The sequence below is a fragment of the Pedobacter frigiditerrae genome, from assembly GCF_032678705.1.
In the GTDB taxonomy this organism is placed as follows: domain Bacteria; phylum Bacteroidota; class Bacteroidia; order Sphingobacteriales; family Sphingobacteriaceae; genus Pedobacter; species Pedobacter frigiditerrae_A.
This window is the reverse complement of sequence record NZ_JAVTSS010000001.1, coordinates 1,352,258-1,372,619: the sequence shown is the minus strand read 5'-3', so window position 1 is coordinate 1,372,619 and position 20,362 is coordinate 1,352,258. Positions and strand designations below refer to the sequence as shown.

Here is a 20,362-nt window from a genome sequence, read left to right as displayed (position 1 = left end):
TACATCAACCTTTTTTGTTGCCTGTTATTTTGAAGAAAGCGCTTGAGCTTGTCAAACTAAAACCGTCAGCTAAAGTAAATGGAAAGGTTGAGTGAACGTGTGCTGATTTAAATCGGGAACGAAATCCTTAAACTTATGGGAATCAACACTGAAACTAATATATGATAAAAAAACATAATTTGCTGCATCTTACAGAAACGAGAGGATTTGGGCACTTCTGACCTGTTTGAAATTGGTTTGTTCCAGACTTCTCCCAGTGTTGTTCGAGAAACCTTGCTTTAAAGGCCGATTCTCCGAACGAATCTGGGAGGAATGTGGGAGAAAACACCTGCAATTCTGCCCCTTGACAGCTTAAAAAAATTATGTTTTTTTTGAAAGTTTTACATTTTTTTTACTTTACTCGCTAAATTTCAGATGGATTTGATTAAGGGTGGCGAATCTCTTGAAATTTTGTTAATCATCTTGTTACGTCATTTCGAGCGAGCGCAGCGACGAGAAATCTACAACACAAATATCACAGGATATGTTCAGGTAGTTAAAATTACTAACAGATTTCTCCATCGTGAAAAACTCTGTCGAAATGACGCTTAATTCCCTACAACATCCCAAAGCGACTTCAACTTTACTACCACATTCTTAACCTTCAAATCTTTTTGATCAAAAGTTATAATCTTCATTTTCCCTGCTTCCAAATCGAAATAATTATCGCTTAGTTTTCCTTTGTAACCAGCAATATCTACAAAAACATACTTAGCAAAATTTGAAGATTTCAAAATGATTTGATTGCCTTTAATTTGATAAGTAATTTTAGGATTAAGCAACTTTAAATCTTTTGGTTTAACAATATCTCTTTCGATTTTCACATCATCCCTATAAGCTTCTTTTACAGCATACCACGCTGCTTTTGGAGCACGGTCATAATAATCTGTTATACTCCAACTTGCCACTGGCCAACAATCATTTAATTGCCAGAGCAAAGTCCCCATATTGTAAGGTGCTTTACTTCTGTGGATTAAAATCATATTCTTGAAACCATAATATTGCACACATTGAGTGAGATAAGTATAATCTTCAACCGAAAGTTTATTGATTTTTGACGAATCAATCATATAGTTTTGGAGGTAAATATTCAGCTTTGCAAAACCATTCCCCGCCTTTTGATGGTCGTTTAAAACCTTGGAGAACAAATACCTATCCTGTGGTTGTGTATAAGCTAAAACGCTAGCATAATTCGGCATAGCCTGCATGCCGTACTCACTCACAAATCTTCCTGTTTTATTTTCAAAAACCTCAAAGTCTTCATTGCCCCACCAAACACCCCAATAATGACTATCACCTTCTGTAAAGCTATTTTTTACACCCCAACCATATTTTGGCGAAGTGCTAATGTAAGGTCTACTGGCATCAACTTCTTTTACCCATTTGGTAATACTATCTCTAAATAGTCGGGTGTAATCATCCCATAATTTAACCGAATCTTTAGGTTTAATGCGATATTGATTTTGCCATCCCCAACGATTAAAAGCTTCATCAATTTCATTGTTACCACACCATAAAATAATGCTTTTATGATGTCTCAATCGCTTAACTTGATATTTTACTTCCTCTTTTACATTGGTAAAAAAAGCTTTATCTCCTGGCACCATTGTTCCTGCAAACATAAAATCTTGCCAAACGTAAATCCCTAATGAATCGCACAAATCGTAAAACTCATCAGCTTCATAAATTCCACCACCCCAAACTCGTAACATATTCATATTGGCATCTTTTGCCATCATCAACATTTTGCGATAATCATTTTTAGTCATCCGAGTTACAAATGCATCAGATGGAATGTAGTTTGCGCCTTTCATGTAAACAGGCTTACGATCAATCTTAAAATAGAATGATTTACCATCTTTATCGGGCTGTTGCACCAACTCTACATTTATGGGCGCTACAAAAGGTTTTTCAGTCGGTTTGGTGTTGTAACTTTCCAATCTCACTTCTTTCCAAATGCCAACACCTGTTAATTTCGGTCCCCAATCCCAGCCAAAATGAAACTGTGCTTTGCGTACATAAGCTCTTGGATTATCTGGAATGAAATAAGGTAAATCGGCTTTTGCAATGGCATCAACTTTGTTTTGTGCTGAATAAAACTTAACCAATAATTGATTTCCTTTTGACTTAACAAGGCGTTTCACATCAACTGTCCACTGACGGAACATGTTATCAGCTTTTAAAATCAGTTGACCATTTAAATAAACATCAGCATAGGTATCTAAACCGTCGAAGACTAAATCTATATGATTAGAAGCAAGGGTCTGAGCAGAAATATCAAAGGTAGTTTTGTAGTCCCAGTTTTCTTTTTCTACCCATTGAACCTTCTTTTCGTTAGCACGATAAAATGGGTCTGGTATTAACTTGTTATTCATTAAATCTACATGCACCTCCCCAGGTACTTTTGCAGGATACCATTTAGCATCATCCTGTTCTTGAAAAACCCAATTGGTAGTTAATTTTTGTTTTAAGATTTGGGCATCCGCCTCAATAGGTAGACAAAAGATGTAAACTAAAAATATTTTGTACAACTTCATTTTCTTAATTTTTGAAAAAACCATTCCATTGGGACATTTTGCTTTTTTATTTTTGAAGAAGCCACCTTCAAACTCAATTCAGCATCTCCAGTAGCTTGAAAATATGATATTTTGAGACTGTGAAATCCTTTTTTTAAAGCAAATTTTTCCATTTTCTCAATACCACCATGCAAACCATCATTATACAACAATTCACCATCGATCCATAAATTACTGCCATCATCAGCTGATAGAAAAAAATCATAGATATCCGTTTCTGGTATTTTAATATAACCTTCATAAATTAATCCTACTTGTTCTTTTCTAGTGGTATCTACCAATGAAATTTGGCTTGCAGACTTTACTTTAACGGGTTTTAATTTCTCTAATTCATCTACCGAAGTAATAAAAGATTCATAAATACTTAAGGTTAATCCTTTTATGATGTCTTTAGGTATAATTGCATTTTTCCACTGATATACCTTTAATGGGATGGTAACTAATTCACTTGGCAGGATATTTTTGGCGAAGGCCTTCACATTTAAAGTTGAGCTAGTTGTTATTTTCAAAGGCGATTGATATAAATTTGAAGTTGTTGTTGGTAAAGTGCCATCAAGAGTATACCTGATTTCATCATTTGAGCTTATGGTTACCACAGGATTTAAAGCTCCAATACTATAATTAACCGATACTTTAGGTTTTTTAGAAAAAGCACCATAATTAAAAATCTTTAGTACATAAGCATAATTACTTTTGATTTTATTTGGGTCGAATGATGGAAGAGTTACGACCACATCATTACCATTATTTTCCCATTTTAAGGATTCTTTAGTTTCTAATAATTCAATTCGGGTATTAGATTTAAACGATAAATTTTGCAGGACTATTTTTTTGTCTGATGGATAAATTGGCAATAAAGCATATAAGTTATTGGTTGTAGCATTATATGTAAAAAAGCAATTCTTAACGGCATAACCAGTTTCTGGATTTAATGTTATTTTTAACAAATAATCGCCACTACCATCTTTTGCTTTATAGTCTTTTCTACCTTCAGACCACTGAGAAGCATTTCTCCATCGTTCTGTGCCATAAATTGCTTCGCCATTTATATTCATCCAATTACCAATTTGCAACAAACGCTCCTGCATAATTGGTGGAATTTTACCATGTTCATCGGGACCAATATCTAACAAAAAATTACCACCCCTACTTACTTTATCAATCAACTGTAAAACTAAAGACTGCGCAGAATTATAATCCCATGCATCTTCCTCCCTATTGTAGCCATAAGAAAATCCCATTCCACGGCTCTCTTCCCAATAATGATATTCAAAATCTAAATCTGGTTGGTATTCGGGCGTAAAAACAGCTCCATGTTTAAAGCGTACATCGCCACTTCCCCATCTGTCATAAGTAACCACATTTTGTTTAATTGGACTATCATTGTAAAGCCATGCTAAAAACTCCTTGCTTTTCCAGGTCTCTGCACTAGCTTCCCATTCACCATCTGTCCAAAACACATCTGGTTTATAAGTATTTACTAAATCTTTCATCTGCGGCCAAGCATGTTCATTCACATATCTACCTTTATCATTTCTCCATAGTGGATTATACCACTCCATTAAAGAATAATATAGCCCTGGATGCACCGATGTTTTACGGATAGCTTTAAATAAATCGCCAAGCAAATCACGGTGAGGCCCAATTGTAACAGCATTCCAAGGAAACCCCCAGTTCTTATCGGTTTCTTTACTTGGCCATAATGCATAGCCATCATGGTGTTTTGAAGTCAATACAACATATTTTGCACCTGATTTTTCAATCAAATTAGCCCACTCATCTGGTTTAAAAAGCTCAGCTTTGAATTGGTCGGCCAATTCGTAATAAGTTAAATTGCCAAACTTTGCTTTATGGTAGTTTACACGAGCGGTATCCCCATCAGTTAAACCTCTCTGATACCATTCTGAATAACTTCCCTTTCGCCCATAAGCTGGAACAGAATAAACTCCCCAATGTATAAAAATACCAAATTTGCTATCCTTAAACCATTGTGGTACTGGCCTACTATCTAACGAACTCCAGTTTGGTTGGTAATTTTGAGCAGATGCTGATGTAATACCTAACAACAATAAAATGATTATTTTTTTCATTTGCTTTTATACAATCCCAACTCAGTAATTGTTGGATTTAACCTCGATGATAATATTCGTAACCTTACTTCTCTTGCTTTAACGGATTTAAAACGCAATAATCTTTTATAACCAATTGTAGTGCCTTGAGTAATCGTTTTCCAATCCTCCCCCTCTTTATATTCTAACACAAACTTTTCAACTCTTTGGCCAATGGCGATGTTTTCTTGCAGCGATAAAACATCAAATTCTATTGGTTTTGAAAAAGTAAGGTTAATGGTAGCAGTGGTATCTTTAGGCGAGGCAACATAATAAGTATTTTGACTGCCATCTAATATTGAATTTAAATTATTACCATTACTTGCCTTTAAGCTAGCTTGTTTGGCTATGTTTTCTGCAAATAATTCGTTCCTTAAAAACGACCAATCTTTTAAGGTTTTGATATCACTCTCGCTTATTAAACCATTTTTATCGGGTGGAACATTCAATAACAAGACACCATTCCTGCCAACCGATGAAAAATAGATATCCATCAATTTCTCTGGTGTTTTCACTTTATTATCTTGTTCTGGATGATAAAACCAACCATCACGAATAGATACATCAGTCTCTGCTGGATACCAAACCAAACCTTTAGCATTTAAAATCTTCGAGCGACTACCTAAATCCTCACCCATTTTATCACCAGCTGGCACAAAAGCCACTTCCTTTTGAGAATTATCGGCAATTGCTTTTAACATATTCTCATCCGCAGGCAAAACACTCCATTCCGTTTCACGCCCATAACCACTTTCAGTTCCTACCCAACGCACATCTGGTCCCATAACTGCAATAGTTGCCGATGGCTGTAGTTTTCTAATCAGCTTGTACCAATTGGCAAAATCATAAACAGGCTTTTTACCATTTGGACCGGTTCCATTTGCACCATCAAACCAAACCTCATCTACTTTACCATAATTGCTTAGTAATTCGGTTAACTGGTTTACGAAATATTCATTATAAATTTTACTATCGCCATAATCCTTATGGTTCCTGTCCCATGGGGATAAATAAACACCAAAACCAATTTTGTATTCTTTACAGGCAGCGGCTACTTCTTTAACCACATCGCCCTTTCCACCTTTCCAAGTACTGTTCTTAACACTATGTTCCGTAAATTTACTAGGCCATAAACAAAAGCCATCGTGGTGTTTTGCAGTTAAAATAACCTGTTTAAAACCTGCCTCTTTCATCGTTCTAACCCACTGACGAGCATCAAGTTTAGTTGGATTAAAAATTTTAGGGTCTTCCTTTCCATCACCCCACTCTCTATTGGTAAAGGTATTTACGCCAAAATGAAAAAAAGCAGTTAATTCTAACTGTTGCCAACGTAATTGTCTCGTAGACGGTTTTACATTCGCTGCTTTACGAATAATGTCCTCGTGCTTATCCGTTGCTTTAATGATGACTTGATTGCCAGTATTTTCTTGAGCAAAAAGCGAAGAATTAACTAAAACTAGACCAGCAAAAAGAATTGTTTTTATAGTTCGCATATTTCGGAAATTAATATACAGTTTTTGCTTTAATTGAGCAGTAAAAATGTTTAGTTTTGCCGCGATGAAAATCTGGAAACAGTTCATAGCGTTATTTCTTTTGGTTGGAATTTTAACCAACTGTTTTAACTATTGGATTTTATCATCATCTTATATTCTCAACAAACAATACATTTCTACAGTACTTTGTACCAATAAAGATAACCACGAACTTCATTGTGAGGGTAAATGTTTCATGGATATCAAACTGAAAGAACTGGACCAAAAGAATAAACACGACCAAGATAATTTAAAACGAATTATCGAAACTGTAGCACCAGTTACGGCTAGTCTTTTAGCACCAGTTTACGAATTGCCAGTGGAAATTTTTGCGATGAATTATCTGCAAAAAAAACCAATAAAAACTTCCCTCTCTATCTTTCAACCGCCTAAGCACGCATAACATCTATTTGTTACCTTGAATTGCTGTCCTTTGATAGGCAAATTATCAAGGTCGTTCTTGAATTTTCGTCAAGACTAACTATTCGTATTAATTTTTCCCGCTGATTTAACAGATTACGCAGATTGACAATTAAATCTGCGAAATCATTTTCATCTGCGGGAACCAAATAATTAATTGTCAAAATCGCTTTGACATAACTCTACATTTTTTTAAAATTTCAAATAATGAATATCAAAAATATATCAATCGCAATTGTTGCGATTTTAACTATTGCATTTACTTCTTGCAAAAAAGATGAAACCATTAACACAGCCGAAAAGGGAACTTTTACCTTAGAATTCGAAAATCAGATAAATGGCGTCCCACTAGTATTAAACACTCAAAATTACACCAATGCCACTGGCGAGAGTTTCAATATTTCTACATTTAAATATTATGTAAGCAATATCAAATTAACCAAAACAGATGGGTCTATCTATGCAATTCCTGAAAGTTATATTTTAATGGATGCAGCAAAACCAAGTTCTTTATTAAACAATCTCAAAGACATTCCGGCAGGAGATTACACTAAAATAGCTTTTACCATTGGTGTAGATAAGGAGCGGAATTTGGCAGGTGCACAAACTGGAGCATTAGATCCAGCTTTAGGAATGTTCTGGACTTGGAACAGTGGTTACATCTTTGTAAAATTCGAGGGAACATCACCACAATCAACAGCAACAGACAAATCATTAACCTTTCACATCGGTGGAATTGTTGACCCAAATAACACCATTAGAACTTTTAGCACAGATTTTAGTACTGGAAATCCGCTAAGAATTAGGGCAGATAAAAACCCTCAAGTTCATTTTGTGGTGAATGCTGGAAGTTTATTTAAAGGAAAACAAAACATCAGCTTTGCTCAATTAAACTTTACCATGGGCGGCGCTAATTCTGTAATTGTAGCAGATAATTACGTAAATGGTTTATTCGAATTTGAACACATACACAATTAACTATGAGGCATTTAAAAATATACCTCATACTTATAGCAAGTATGGGGATGTTGTATGCCTGTAGTAAAACTGAAATAGTTAAACCACAAACTGAAGAAATTCGGTTTGTGGTTCCTACTAACTTTCCAGATGCGGTATACAAATTCGATGGAAATATTTTAACTAATAATGGCTTTGCTCTAGGCAAAAAGCTATTTTACGATGCACGATTATCAGCAGATAAATCAATTTCCTGCGGTAGCTGTCACCAACAATTTGCAGGTTTTGCAAACCTAGACCATAAAGTAAGTCACGGGGTTAACAATTGTTTAGGGAAGCGAAATGCACCTGTATTATTTAACCTAGCTTGGCAAAGGGAATTCTTTTGGGATGGTGGTGCTAAAAACTTAGAAATTGTACCCATTAATGCGATAACAGATGTATGTGAAATGGGAAGCGACTTAAATACAATTGTCACTTTCTTAAATAACACGGCTCCCTACCCTAGCCTTTTTAAAGATGCTTTTGGTTCAGCAACCGTCAATTCGCAAAACCTTTTGAAGGCACTAACACAGTTCACGGCGGCGATGGTTTCTGCAAATAGCAAGTATGATAAAGTGATGAGAAAGGAAACTGTTTTTACTACTGAAGAACAACAGGGATATCAGTTATTTAAGGATAAATGTGCCAACTGCCATACCGAGCCTTTATTTACTAATCTAAACTACATCAATAACGGATTGGATTTAAACAGTGTTGATGAAGGGCGCAAAACGATTACAGATTTAGTTAGTGATAAGGGGAAGTTTAGAGTTCCAACTTTGAGAAACATCGAATTATCATCGCCATATATGCATGATGGCCGTTTTAATACATTAGAAAAAGTACTAGAACATTATAATGCTGGTGTGCAAGCGAATGAAAATTTAGACGTTTCGCTTTCCAAGAATTCGCAGCTAGGTATTCCGCTATCTAATATTCAAAAACAACAAATTACAAGTTTTTTAAAAACATTAACAGATGATGAATTTATCAAGAATAAAATTTTCAGTGAAAATTAACATTATACTAGTTACCCTGGTTACAATTTCCATAAGCGCTTCTGCTTGTGATATTTGTGGTTGTTTCATGGGACTAACGCCTTACGACAACCAAAGTAGTTTTGGCTTATTATATCGCTATCGTTCTTTTAGCGGATACCAAGGGCAAAACAATTACACTTTCCCAAAAGGCAGTAGTTTTTTCTTTCCAAAAGACGATAAAACATCTCCACTAACAGGCCACAATAACAATCCGAACGATTATGAATTATACCGAACAATGGAAGTTAGAGGCAGGTACTTTGTGCATAGAAGAATTGAATTAAATGCGATTATTCCCTATAATTCAAACAGCGAAAGGTATAATGGTAATACTTCATCTATTTCTGGAGTGGGCGATGTAAATCTTTATGCTGGTTATCACTTGATAAGGAAATTAGCCCAATCAACTTTTAATCAGCGTTTAATTGTAGGTGCAGGCGTTAAATTACCTAGTGGAAAAAATGATATCAAAACAGCTACCGGTATCAAATATTCTGCTTTAATGCAACCTGGAACCGGCAGTACCGATGGATTTGTTTATGCTAATTATTTAATTGGCTATAAAAAATTCGGAATGAGCATTAATACTTCCTATAAAATAAATGGGGATAATAGCGAACAAGAAGGAATTGCCAATAGCAGTACAACATTTTTAAATCTGTTTTACACCCAAAGAATTAATAAGAATTGGCAAGTAATGCCATCCGTTCAGTTTTTTTATGAAAATTCTGCTGGCGAAACTTATAAAGGAGTAAAAACAGGAGAACACAAGATGAACAACTTGATGGCTGGTATTGGGGTAGATTTATATTATAAAAATATAGCACTTAATATGGGTTTGCAAAAAAATGCTTGGCAAGCCAAAACAGACCATCCACAAAGTTCAGCTAAAATCTATTTAGGCATCACCTACAACATCAATCAATTATATTATTTACTTAAATCTTAACAAATCTTACACGCATACGTTAAACTTTATTTGTGTTTAACGTATGTTTGTAACCAATTTCAATCATCATGATAAAAATTAAAAACATTGTCGCCATCGTTGCTTTAATAAGTTTAAGCATTTGCTTTTACGCTTGTAACAACGATAAAAAATTACCTATTTACGGTCAACGCGAAGCACAAATAACAAAAGATGCAGATGGAAATGAAAAAGTAGATACCATTTACCAAACCATTCCAAATTTTAAATTCTTAAATCAAGATAGCACTTACTTAACTCAAGATGCGTTTAAAGAAAAGATATACATAGCAGATTTTTTCTTTACTTCTTGCACCACCATTTGCCCTATCATGCATAGAAACTTGAAGACTGTTTATGATGAATATAAAAACAATCCAGATGTGATGTTTTTATCTCATACAATAGATTTCAAATATGATAAACCTTCGGTTTTAAAAAATTACGCCCAAAAACTAGGTGTCGACACTAAGAAGTGGCAATTTGTTTATGGCCCTAAAGAAGAAGTTTATTCATTGGCTGAAAAAAGCTATCTAACTGTGGTGGGCGAAGATAAAACAGCGCCAGATGGTTACATGCACCAAGGTTGGTTAGTATTAATTGATAAGGAAAAAAGAATGCGTGGCGCTTATGATGGCACAAAGGAAGAGCAAGTTGCCAAGCTAAAAGAAGACTTGAAAACACTTATAGCAGAAGAAAAATAATGCGCAAAACCATTTTACTTTCTATTTTTTCTATTGTCATTTGCTGTATCATTTATTCCTGCCAAAATGCAGAAGAAATGGAACAAACTCAATACATTTCTGGTGGTAAGGATTTATACATTAAATATTGTCAGAATTGCCACAGTGCAAATGGAGAAGGCTTAGGCGAACTTTATCCGGCATTAACAGATACTATTTTTTTAAAGGAAAATAAAGAACAATTAGCCTGCATCATTAAAAATGGTTCAAATAAGCCAATGGTGATTAATGGAAAAAAATATGATGGTAAAATGCCAGCGTTTAAACAAATTGAAAACATAGATTTAGCTAAAATCATAGTTTACATTACCAATTCATTTGGCAACAAACAGGGAATGTACAAGTTTGAGCAAGTTGCTAAGGATTTGGAGAAATGTAAGTAGTTTGGAGTTGAGAGTTTGGAGTTTGGAGTTTCGCTTAACTCTAAACTCTCAACTCCAAACTTTTTTAAGCTTTTCAGCTTAAAAACCTATCTTTAAAAAAAAATGCAAGCCGTTCTATCGCCGTATCTTAATGGTAAGGAGGAAAGTCCGGGCAACATAGAGCATCTCGCTTCCTAACGGGAAGGCATTTAGGATTGAAAACCTGGATGACGGAATAGTGCCACAGAGAATATACCGCCACGTAGTACACACATTGCTGCTTTGCAGTAGCAATTGTGTTACTACGTGGTAAGGGTGAAAACGTGAGGTAAGAGCTCACGAACTCGCTAAGCGATTAGTGTTTTGGTAAACCCCGGGAGTTGAAAGACCAAATAGGCTAACGTCCCGATAGCTATCGGGATAAAGGGCTGCTCGTCCGATGTTAGTGGGTAGGTCGTTAAAGATAAATGGCAACATTTATATTAGATTAATGATAGAAAACTGATTTATCAGGAACAGAACCCGGCTTATAGGCTTGCATTTTTTTCTTTTTTTGAAGCGCAATAGCTTGCTTTTTTTTATGCCACCCCTACTTTCCGCTTTATCTTTTCATTAAACCCATAAGGTTTTGAAAACCTTATAGGTCTATAAAAAGGATATCGCTACAATTAGGGCTATTTAACCAAGGCTTGTGCAAGTAAAATCCCTCATAGTAGCACAACCCATAGTTTAATAAACCTGATTGAAGCGATAGCTCTTGAGCTGAAAGCGAAAAGACTAAAGCTGAAAGCAGGACTGCTCTTGCCAAATGATGAAGGCATTCATTTTCAAAAAATAATTGTTACTTACCACAAAGACACCAAGAAGACAAAGGTTCTTATTAATCAACTTGTTTAGCTCGGTGAAACACCAACCGATAGTTCAACTTGCCCAATGAACTGATGAACAAATGAACTAATGAACCATCTACCAAACCTTTAACCTATTTTAACGTTTATAACTGTATAAAAAACTATACATTAAACAAAAAATAATATATTAGCATTCTTATATAATTGTATACCTAATAACTATGGCAAAACTGCTTATAATTGACGACGAGAGAGCGATAAGAAGCACTCTTCGTGAAATTTTAGAATACGAAAGCTACGAAGTAGATGACATTGACAATGGCATTGACGGATTAGAACTCATCAAAAAAAATAATTACGACTTAGTCTTGTGCGATATCAAGATGAATAAAATGGATGGTATGGAAGTGCTTGAAAATGCACTTTTAATGAAACCAGACCTTCCATTTATCATGATATCTGGACATGGAACCGTAGAAACGGCAATAGAAGCGAGTAAAAAGGGAGCCTTCGATTTTGTTTCAAAACCACCTGATTTAAATAGGTTGTTAATTACGGTTCGTAATGCTTTAGACAGAGGAACATTAGTTACTGAAACGAAAGTCTTAAAACGCAGGGTTAGCAAGACTCGTAATATTTTAGGAGAATCTGATAGCATCAGTAAAATTAAAGAAACGATTGAACGTGTTGCTCCAACCGAAGCTAGGGTATTAATCACTGGGGCAAATGGTAGTGGTAAAGAATTAGTAGCAAGATGGATTCACGAAAAGTCTAACAGAGCTGATGCACCTCTAATTGAGGTTAACTGTGCAGCAATTCCATCAGAATTAATTGAAAGTGAATTGTTTGGTCACGAGAAGGGTTCATTTACTTCTGCAGTAAAACAACGCATTGGTAAATTTGAATTGGCTAATGGCGGCACTTTATTTTTAGATGAGATTGGAGACATGAGTCTTTCGGCTCAAGCGAAAGTATTAAGAGCCTTGCAAGAACATAAAATTACCAAGGTTGGTGGCGAGAAAGAACAAGAAGTTAACGTTCGTGTTTTAGCGGCAACCAATAAAGATTTATTGAAAGAAATTGAATTAGGTAATTTCCGTATGGATTTATACCATCGATTAAATGTTATTAATATTCATGTTCCGCATTTAACGGAAAGAACTGATGATATTCCTGTAATTGCACAAAACTTCTTAGACGAAATTTGTGGTGATTATGGAATGCCTGTTAAAAAGATTAGCGACGGTGCAATGGAAGCTTTAAAGGGTTTGCCTTGGACAGGTAACGTTCGAGAATTGCATAATATGATTGAACGTTTAATCATATTAAGCGATAAAACGATTACTGAAAATGATGTAATTGCTTTTGCTAATCCAACTGGGGGAACAAATATTGGTACTGCTGTAGCTGGTGGTGGTAATGGTTCTTCTGGTGGTTCTGCTATCAATTATGAGAAATTCTCTAACTTCCAAGATTATAAGGATTTCGCAGAAAAAGAATTCATCAAGTTTAAATTAGAAAAAAACAATTGGAACGTTTCTAAAACAGCTGATGACATTGAAATTCAACGAAGTCACTTGTATAGTAAAATTGAGAAATTTGGCTTAAAAAGAGCGGAGTAAAAAATTGGAAGGTTGTAAGGTTTGAATGTTGAAAGGTTACCCACCCTAAACATTTCAACTTTACAACTTTTTATCACTTTAAACTTGTAAAAATTTGTATCTAGTCTAAGCGTCTCGCAAAGACTTTTACAATAATTTTCTATTTTAGCGAGACGCTTAGACTAGAGATTTTAAGGTTTGAATGTTGAAAGGCTATTCATCCTGAACATTTCAACTTTACAACTTTTTATCACTATAAACTTGTAAAAATTTGTATCTAGTCTAAGCGTCTCGCAAAGACTTTTACAATAATTTTCGTTTTAGCAAGACGCTTAGACTAGATATTTTAAGGTTTGAATGCTGAAAGGTTACCCACCCTGAACATTTCAACTTTACAACTTTTCAACATTACAACAACCTATGAATCAAACTTATCCAACAACTTCAATAATGTTGTAAAATCCTTTGGATATGGCGCTTCGATGTGAATATCTTGCTCATCTAAACCTTTGAAAGTTATTTCTTTGGCATGTAAGGCAAAACGTTTCATGATTGGTTGTTCTTCTTCATCCTTCGCAATGCGATAACCTTTTTTAAGCGCAGATAGAAAAACTGGTTTTCCTTTATACATATGGTCACCACAAATTGCAGCACGTTGGGTAGCCAAGTGAATACGAATTTGGTGCATTCGACCTGTAACTGGCTTACATTCAACCAAAGTATAATGTTTGTAATGTGTTAAGGTATTAAAATAAGTCTCAGCACGTTTGCCCTCTGCTCTATCTATCGTTACATTTTTATTACCATCGTTTAAGATTGGCAGGTCGACGAATAGATTATCAAATTGCCATTGACCATCTACCACAGCGTGGTAAATCTTTTTAACTTTCCTACGCTCAAACTGCATGGCCAAGTTGCGGTATGCATCAGGGTTTTTAGCGATTACGATAGCACCAGAAGTTTCTTTATCTAATCGGTGACAAACTTGTGCATCGTCTGAATATTGTCTAGCCATGCGAAGGATATTTACTTCGGCACCAGCTGTACGTTCGTCTAGTGAAGCTACAAAAGGAGGTTTGTTTACAACGATGTAATCATCGTTTTCGAATAAGATAAGGTCTTTAAAAATTGGATATTTCACGCTGTGTTGTTATGTAAAGCGCAAAAGTACGAATATTTAGGGGCATTGAGAGAGATGGAAGAGGTAAAATGTAAAATGCCTGCCTGCCGGACAGGCAGGGAAGATTGAAGTCGTTGACTACGGTAAATTTTGAACGGAATTATAATTCCAAATGGCTTGAACAAAAAAAAGTCTTAGCGAGACACTAAGACTAATTATATTTTTAAATATTATCTTTCGGACTTTCCGACTTTACTGTCTTTCTGACTATTTAACTCAACTCAAACTTATAACCAACTCCTTTTACAGTAGCTACATAAGTTTCGCCTAGTTTTTCACGGAGTTTACGGATATGAACATCAATGGTACGATTGGTTACCACAACTGAATCTTCCCAGATGTTTTTAAGGATTGATTCTCTTGTATAAACTTTACCTGGTTTCGAAGCTAACAAATACAATAATTCGAATTCTTTTTTAGCTAAAACAACTTTAGTTCCGTTTTGATACACCAAATAAGCTTCTCTATCAATTACTAAATCGCCTATTTCAACTTTGTTGTCAGATACTTCTTCGCCACTTGTATTTCTTCGAAGAATAGCATTTATCCTGCTTACTAATGCTCTTGGTTTAATTGGTTTGGCGATGTAATCATCAGCACCCACATTAAAACCAGCAATTTCAGAGTACTCTTCGCTCCTAGCAGTTAAAAACACCATGAAAGTATTTTTAAACTCAGGTATTGCCCTCATTAAACGACAAGCTTCAATTCCATCCATTTTGGGCATCATGATATCCAAAATAATCAAATCTGGTTGAACTTTTTTGGCAACAGTAATTCCTTCCTGACCATTGCTTGCTAAAAATACCTGATAACCTTCTTTTTTTAAGTTGTATTCAATCAGCTCTAAAATATCCGGTTCATCATCAACAATTAATATTTTCTGTTTCGCTGTGCTCATCGCTTATTTTTATTTATTACGAAAGTAAGTATTGATTTGCACTATTGGGTTAAAACTAGGTTAACAAATTGTTAAGCAAGTCAAATATTTTAACACTGAGTTAGGTTTAGGGTAATGTCTTGTTTAAAAAAGTTTCCAGTTCTTCGCCTCTAAGGTTTCTAGCGATGATTTTTCCACTTGGGTCAATAAGAAAAGAAGCCGGTATTGCCTCTACCTGATATAACCTTACGCTTGCTCCTTCAAAGTCGGCTAATTCACTTGCATGTGTCCATGTTAAACCATCTTGTTTAATAGCTTGTTGCCAAGCAGCTTTATCTTTATCTAAAGAAATACCTAAAATAGTGAAGTTTCTATCTTTAAACTTATTGTAAGCTTTAACCACATTTGGGTTTTCATTTCTACATGGCCCGCACCATGAAGCCCAAAAATCAATTAAAGTATATTTTCCTTTAAAATCTGTTAGGTTAATAGTTTTTCCATCAATAGAATTGATACTGAAATTAGGTGCCTGTTGACCAACCTGCACTGCTTTTAATTTAGTCACTTTTTCTACAAATGTTTTAACAGCAGTATTTTTCTTTAAATCTTCATCCACTTTCTCAGCATAAGCAACCATGGCAGCTTCATTACCTTGTGGATTAATTAAACTGATGGCGTAAAAGCTAACTAGCGATTTTGTATTTTCTTGTGCAAATTTAATAATAGCATCATTTAATTCTTTTAATGCAGCCATGTATGTAGGTGTAATTTGTTGTATTAATGCTTCTCTACTATCAGGATTGGCGGCTACCTTTTGCTCAAAATCACTCTTGATGGTTTCCACTTTTGCCGAATAGGTATTCTTTAGTGTATTAAACTCTGTTATCTTTTCAGCATCATCAGAACCACTAAGTTTATATTCGTGATTTTTATTATTTAAATCTGCATTTATGATAACTTCATCACCATTTTTAGCAATTAACATGTATTCATTTGTCCCATTGTTTACACGATAAAAATCAGCTTCTGGTGCAACTCCTTTAAATTCAAATTCACCTTTCTCAGATAAGTTGGTCGAATCTAAAACAACCATGCTGTTACTTGACATTCCGTATAAATACACTTTCTTTTCTGCACCAACATTTTCAAACTTACCATCTATAGTAAATTTCGTTTTGTCTTTACAAGCTGTAAAAACAGTTGCCAAGGCTAATACATATATTAATTTCTTCATCTTTTATTTTAATTTTTCTATGATTGAATCACTTATTTTCTTGGCATCGGCTTTGCCTTTTGCTAATTTCATTACCTCACCAACAAACAAACCTAAAACGCCTTTTTTGCCAGATTTGTATGCTTGTACTTGTGGTTGGTATTTTGCAAACACCTCATCTATAAATCCAGATAAGGCATCATTGTCTTCTACAATCAGTAAATTTAATTGAGCTGCTAGGCTTTCAACATCAGTATCCTTTTCCTCTAAAGCAGGTAAAAGTTGTTGCAATGCATTAGCCTGACTTACCTTTTTATCATCTACCAAGTTAATAACAGCAGCTAATTGATTAGGTTTTACTTTGTAATCGGCAATACCGATTCCTTTTTCATTTAACAAAGCCCTAACAGAACCTAACAACCAGTTAACCAAACTCTTTTGATTTTTAACCTCAAGCTTAGCTTCATTAAAATAATTGTATAAATCTGTGTCCTCTGCCAATAAATTTGCTTCCGTTTTATTAATGCTAAAATCAGCAATCAATTGTTTTGCAATTTCTTTTGGTAAGGCTGGCATGGCCGATTTAATTTCTGCTAACCATTCATCAGATATGGAAATCGGTTGTAAATCTGGGTCTGGAAAATAACGGTAATCATTAGCCTCCTCTTTGGTACGCATAGGCGATGTGGTACCTTTATCTGCGTCAAAATTTAAAGTGCTCTGGATAATTTTACCTCCATTTGATGTTACTTCAACCTGTCTGCCGAATTCAAATTCCATTGCTCTACGTACATTTCTAATAGAGTTTAGGTTTTTAACTTCGCAACGAGTGCCAAATTCAGTAGTGCCGATTTCACGAATAGATATGTTGGCATCACAACGCAATGAGCCTTCTTCCATGTTACCATCACTCACATTTAAATGGCGCACCAATTGCCTAATTTCAGTTAACAAAGCCGATGCTTCTTCCGCACTGCGAATATCTGGTTCAGTTACAATCTCAATTAATGGAACGCCTGCCCTATTTAAATCTACATAAGAATACTTAGCATCTTGGTCATGTAGGCTTTTACCTGCATCTTCCTCTAAATGTATCCTGTTGATGCCAATTCTTTTTTCTTCGCCATTGGCTAAAACCACATTCAGAAACCCATTTCTACAAATAGGGCTATTATCTTGAGTAATTTGATACCCCTTTGGCAAATCTGCATAGAAATAATTCTTACGGTCGAAAAAGTTATGCTGATTGATTTCACAGTTTAAGGCCAATCCTATTCTAATTGCTTTAGCAACAACTTCCTTATTCAATTTAGGTAAAGCACCTGGCAAAGCCAATGAAACTGGCGAAATGTGCTCATTAGGTTTTGCCCCAAAAGTGGCGCTATCAGAAGAAAATATTTTTGATTGTGTGTTTAACTGTACATGTATTTCTAAACCAGAAACCAATTCGAAGGTTACATTTTCAGTTGCAGTTTTTGTACTCATTTAGCGGGTAATATGTATTAAAACAGTCATTTATGACTAGTCAAAGATAGAAAAATATCAATCAATTCTATTGTAAAAAGGCTAACAATATACTTATGGCATAGAAATGGATTTGATATTGGTACACGCAAAATTTTAAAGCTATGAAACCATCATGGTTTTTCAAACCACAAAGTGGGATGGAAAATTCTGATAGCTTCATCACAATTAAAACCAAAACTTTATACAGATGAAAAAATTAATCGTATTTGCAATGTTAGGAATTGCATCAGTTGCTTATCAACCAGCAAAAGCTCAAGTTAGTATTAATGTTAACATCGGCACACCTGCTTATTATGGTTACAATACCTATTATGAACCAGCTCCCGTAGTTTATGTAGATAGAAATGTAAGGTACCATCGTAACTACAATTATTATCCAAAAAGAAATGTGGTAGTATATAGGGCACAGCCTCAACGCCGTACCTATTATAGTAGCTACAGACCTGTAAGCAGACATTATTCAGTTAAAAATGTTAGCTATAAACATTATAACAAGTCTTTTAAACATGGTAGAGGCCATGGTAAAGGAAGACATTAATTCAAATATTCACCAATAACTAAATATAATAAAATGAAAAAATTGATGCTGGTAGCCATGCTAGGGATAGCTTCGTTACTAAACAATACCGCTACAGCGCAAATTAATATTAACATCAGCGCTCAACCCTTATGGGGACCAACTGGCTACGACCACGTAGATTATTACTACCTACCGGATGTAGATAGTTACTATAGCGTACCAAAACGACAATTTGTTTACTTAAATAATGGCAATTGGGTTTTTAACAACACCTTGCCTGCTCGTTACAGCAGTTATAATCTTTATAATGGCTACAAAGTTGTTGTTAATGGAGATAGGCCTTATCTAAATTACAACACAGATAAAGTTAAATATGCCAAGTTTAAAAACTATGGAGGTAAACAACTTGTCATTAAAAACAGTAACGATAAAAAGTACTTTGTTGTTAAAGGTCATCCACATGGAATGCCACCAGGACAAGCTAAAAAGATATATAGTGGTAACGCAAAAGGAAAAGTGATTATGAATAGCCCTGGTAAAGGAAATAGTGGAAAAGGGAACAACGGAAATGGAAAAGGGAAGCATTAATCAAAATAAATAAAAAAGTCCCGACCAAATGGTCGGGACTTTTTTATTTTAAAATCTTTTTCCAATAGTAATACCTGCTCGCGGGTAAGCATCAGCGTTGTTAGCGCCAAAGAGTCTACCTGCACCCAAATAAATCTCACCGACAAAACCATTTTTTGTAAGGAATTTAGCTCCAGCAGCAGCTCCTAAACCAAAATTTGTTTGGGTTTTATCTCCATAATAGGTATAAACATCTGTGACATAGTCATATTTATAATAAGAGCCATAACCATCAGAAGAAATAACTGCTGCATTTCCTTCAATAAAAAAACCATTTGCTTTTTTACCGCCAAAATAGACTCTAAAATTAGGTATAATCCCAAAATTAAATTCAGGATTTTGATCAATTCCAAACAATACAGCAAGACCAACACTCATGTCATCCTTCAAAATCCTCTCATAATTTATTTCAGGAAAACCACCAACAGTATAGGCTAGGTTTAGTTTTAACTCATTGTTGCCGCCTATACCAGAATTCTTGCTAGAAGCAGTATCCACTTTTTGAGCGTATGTAAAGATAGTTGAGGCTAATAAAAAGCCTGAGAGTATTAATTTTTTCATATTTATGAATTTCTGATTAAAATCTTTTGCCAATAGTAATACCACTTCTGGCGTAAGCATCTATTGTTGTACTACCAAAAAGCCTCCCAACACCTAAATATATTTCTCCAACAAAACCATTCTTAGTCAAGAATTTAGCTCCTGCTGCTGCTCCTAAGCCAAAATTAGTATAGGTTTTAGAAATTGGGTTGAAAGTTGGGTTATAACCAGGGGGATATGAAGTATAGGCCAAGGAACTATAATCATAATATTCGTCTCTATTAGAAATTATAGCTGCATTTCCTTCAATAAAGAAGCCATTAGCCTTTTTACCACCAAAGTAAATTCTATAATTCGGAATTACCCCAAATGAATACTCTGCGCTTTTTTCTATACCAACCAGTACTGCGATACCAACACTCATATCGTCTTTGATAATTCTCTCGTAATTTAGCTCTGGAAAACCAGCAACAGTATAAATTAGATTTAATTTTAACTCATTGTCGCCATTGATTTTACTTTTGCTTGCTGCAGTATCTACCTTTTGAGCAAATACAAAAACAGATGAGGCTAGTAATAAGCCTGAGAGTATTAATTTTTTCATAGGTAATTTTGTTTTTCTTAGCTCTAAAGTATA

At 34.9% G+C, this 20,362-nt stretch carries 18 protein-coding genes and 1 other RNA gene; 10 read left to right on the top strand and 9 right to left on the bottom strand.

The window, feature by feature from the left end; genetic code table 11:
- Positions 1-587 precede the first annotated feature (587 nt).
- From R2Q59_RS05415 to R2Q59_RS05405, 3 genes are read right to left on the bottom strand one after another with little or no spacing between them, the layout of a single operon-like run.
- Positions 588-2,576 carry a beta-mannosidase gene (locus R2Q59_RS05415; protein WP_316784234.1) on the bottom strand — a complete coding sequence of 663 codons (1,989 nt, stop codon included), beginning with the start codon at positions 2,574-2,576 and terminating at the stop codon, positions 588-590.
- The gene (locus R2Q59_RS05410; protein WP_316784232.1) at positions 2,573-4,705 is read right to left on the bottom strand and encodes an alpha-L-fucosidase; all 2,133 of its coding nucleotides are present in this window, start codon (positions 4,703-4,705) and stop codon (positions 2,573-2,575) included. The genes R2Q59_RS05415 and R2Q59_RS05410 overlap by 4 nt, the downstream gene beginning before the upstream one ends.
- The gene (locus R2Q59_RS05405) at positions 4,702-6,216 is read right to left on the bottom strand and encodes an alpha-L-fucosidase (RefSeq protein WP_316784231.1); all 1,515 of its coding nucleotides are present in this window, start codon (positions 6,214-6,216) and stop codon (positions 4,702-4,704) included. The genes R2Q59_RS05410 and R2Q59_RS05405 overlap by 4 nt, the downstream gene beginning before the upstream one ends.
- 64 nt (positions 6,217-6,280) lie before the next feature.
- Here R2Q59_RS05405 and R2Q59_RS05400 point away from each other — a divergent pair, with 64 nt between their 5' ends.
- The 8 genes from R2Q59_RS05400 (at position 6,281) to R2Q59_RS05365 (ending at position 13,259) form a co-directional block, all read left to right on the top strand.
- Positions 6,281-6,658 (top strand): hypothetical protein, encoded by a 378-nt coding sequence (locus R2Q59_RS05400; protein ID WP_316784229.1) that lies wholly within the window; start codon positions 6,281-6,283, stop codon positions 6,656-6,658.
- A 224-nt stretch (positions 6,659-6,882) separates the two neighbouring features.
- Complete coding sequence (locus R2Q59_RS05395; protein ID WP_316784227.1) at positions 6,883-7,653, top strand: MbnP family protein; 771 nt, start codon at positions 6,883-6,885, stop codon at positions 7,651-7,653.
- Positions 7,654-7,655: 2 nt separating this feature from the next.
- Positions 7,656-8,693 carry a cytochrome-c peroxidase gene (locus R2Q59_RS05390; protein WP_316784225.1) on the top strand — a complete coding sequence of 346 codons (1,038 nt, stop codon included), beginning with the start codon at positions 7,656-7,658 and terminating at the stop codon, positions 8,691-8,693.
- Positions 8,653-9,663, top strand: coding sequence for a hypothetical protein (locus tag R2Q59_RS05385; RefSeq protein ID WP_316784224.1), 1,011 nt, complete (start codon positions 8,653-8,655; stop codon positions 9,661-9,663). Before R2Q59_RS05390 ends, R2Q59_RS05385 begins: the two co-directional genes overlap by 41 nt.
- Before the next feature lie 68 nt (positions 9,664-9,731).
- The gene (locus R2Q59_RS05380) at positions 9,732-10,385 is read left to right on the top strand and encodes an SCO family protein (RefSeq protein ID WP_316784223.1); all 654 of its coding nucleotides are present in this window, start codon (positions 9,732-9,734) and stop codon (positions 10,383-10,385) included.
- Entirely contained in the window at positions 10,385-10,807 is a 423-nt protein-coding gene (locus tag R2Q59_RS05375; protein ID WP_316784221.1) for a cytochrome c, read from the top strand. Before R2Q59_RS05380 ends, R2Q59_RS05375 begins: the two co-directional genes overlap by 1 nt.
- A gap of 101 nt (positions 10,808-10,908) precedes the next feature.
- Positions 10,909-11,332: RNase P RNA component class A (rnpB, locus tag R2Q59_RS05370), an RNA gene on the top strand.
- 526 nt (positions 11,333-11,858) lie between these two features.
- On the top strand, positions 11,859-13,259 hold the full coding sequence (locus R2Q59_RS05365; protein WP_316784219.1) for a sigma-54 dependent transcriptional regulator: 1,401 nt from the start codon (positions 11,859-11,861) through the stop codon (positions 13,257-13,259).
- A gap of 397 nt (positions 13,260-13,656) precedes the next feature.
- Here the strand turns inward: R2Q59_RS05365 and R2Q59_RS05360 are convergent, their stop codons facing one another.
- From R2Q59_RS05360 to gatB, 4 genes are all read right to left on the bottom strand, one after another.
- Positions 13,657-14,379: an RluA family pseudouridine synthase gene (locus R2Q59_RS05360; protein ID WP_131552552.1), complete on the bottom strand. Its 723-nt coding sequence runs from the start codon at positions 14,377-14,379 to the stop codon at positions 13,657-13,659.
- Positions 14,380-14,629: 250 nt separating this feature from the next.
- Positions 14,630-15,319 (bottom strand): response regulator transcription factor, encoded by a 690-nt coding sequence (locus tag R2Q59_RS05355; RefSeq protein ID WP_316766573.1) that lies wholly within the window; start codon positions 15,317-15,319, stop codon positions 14,630-14,632.
- A 106-nt stretch (positions 15,320-15,425) separates the two neighbouring features.
- Positions 15,426-16,532 (bottom strand): TlpA disulfide reductase family protein, encoded by a 1,107-nt coding sequence (locus tag R2Q59_RS05350; protein ID WP_316784215.1) that lies wholly within the window; start codon positions 16,530-16,532, stop codon positions 15,426-15,428.
- 3 nt (positions 16,533-16,535) lie between these two features.
- Positions 16,536-17,996 (bottom strand): Asp-tRNA(Asn)/Glu-tRNA(Gln) amidotransferase subunit GatB, encoded by a 1,461-nt coding sequence (gene gatB, locus R2Q59_RS05345; RefSeq protein ID WP_316784213.1) that lies wholly within the window; start codon positions 17,994-17,996, stop codon positions 16,536-16,538.
- 229 nt (positions 17,997-18,225) lie between these two features.
- Here gatB and R2Q59_RS05340 point away from each other — a divergent pair, with 229 nt between their 5' ends.
- Positions 18,226-18,576, top strand: a complete 351-nt coding sequence (locus R2Q59_RS05340; RefSeq protein WP_316784211.1) for a hypothetical protein — start codon at positions 18,226-18,228, stop codon at positions 18,574-18,576.
- 33 nt (positions 18,577-18,609) lie between these two features.
- Positions 18,610-19,146, top strand: a complete 537-nt coding sequence (locus R2Q59_RS05335) for a hypothetical protein (RefSeq protein WP_316784209.1) — start codon at positions 18,610-18,612, stop codon at positions 19,144-19,146.
- A 48-nt stretch (positions 19,147-19,194) separates the two neighbouring features.
- Here R2Q59_RS05335 and R2Q59_RS05330 read toward each other — a convergent pair whose 3' ends face one another.
- Positions 19,195-19,746 carry a hypothetical protein gene (locus R2Q59_RS05330; protein WP_316766561.1) on the bottom strand — a complete coding sequence of 184 codons (552 nt, stop codon included), beginning with the start codon at positions 19,744-19,746 and terminating at the stop codon, positions 19,195-19,197.
- Positions 19,747-19,762: 16 nt separating this feature from the next.
- A complete protein-coding gene (locus R2Q59_RS05325) occupies positions 19,763-20,329 on the bottom strand; it encodes a hypothetical protein (protein WP_316784208.1) in 567 nt (188 codons plus the stop codon).
- Between the last annotated feature and the right edge of the window lie 33 nt (positions 20,330-20,362).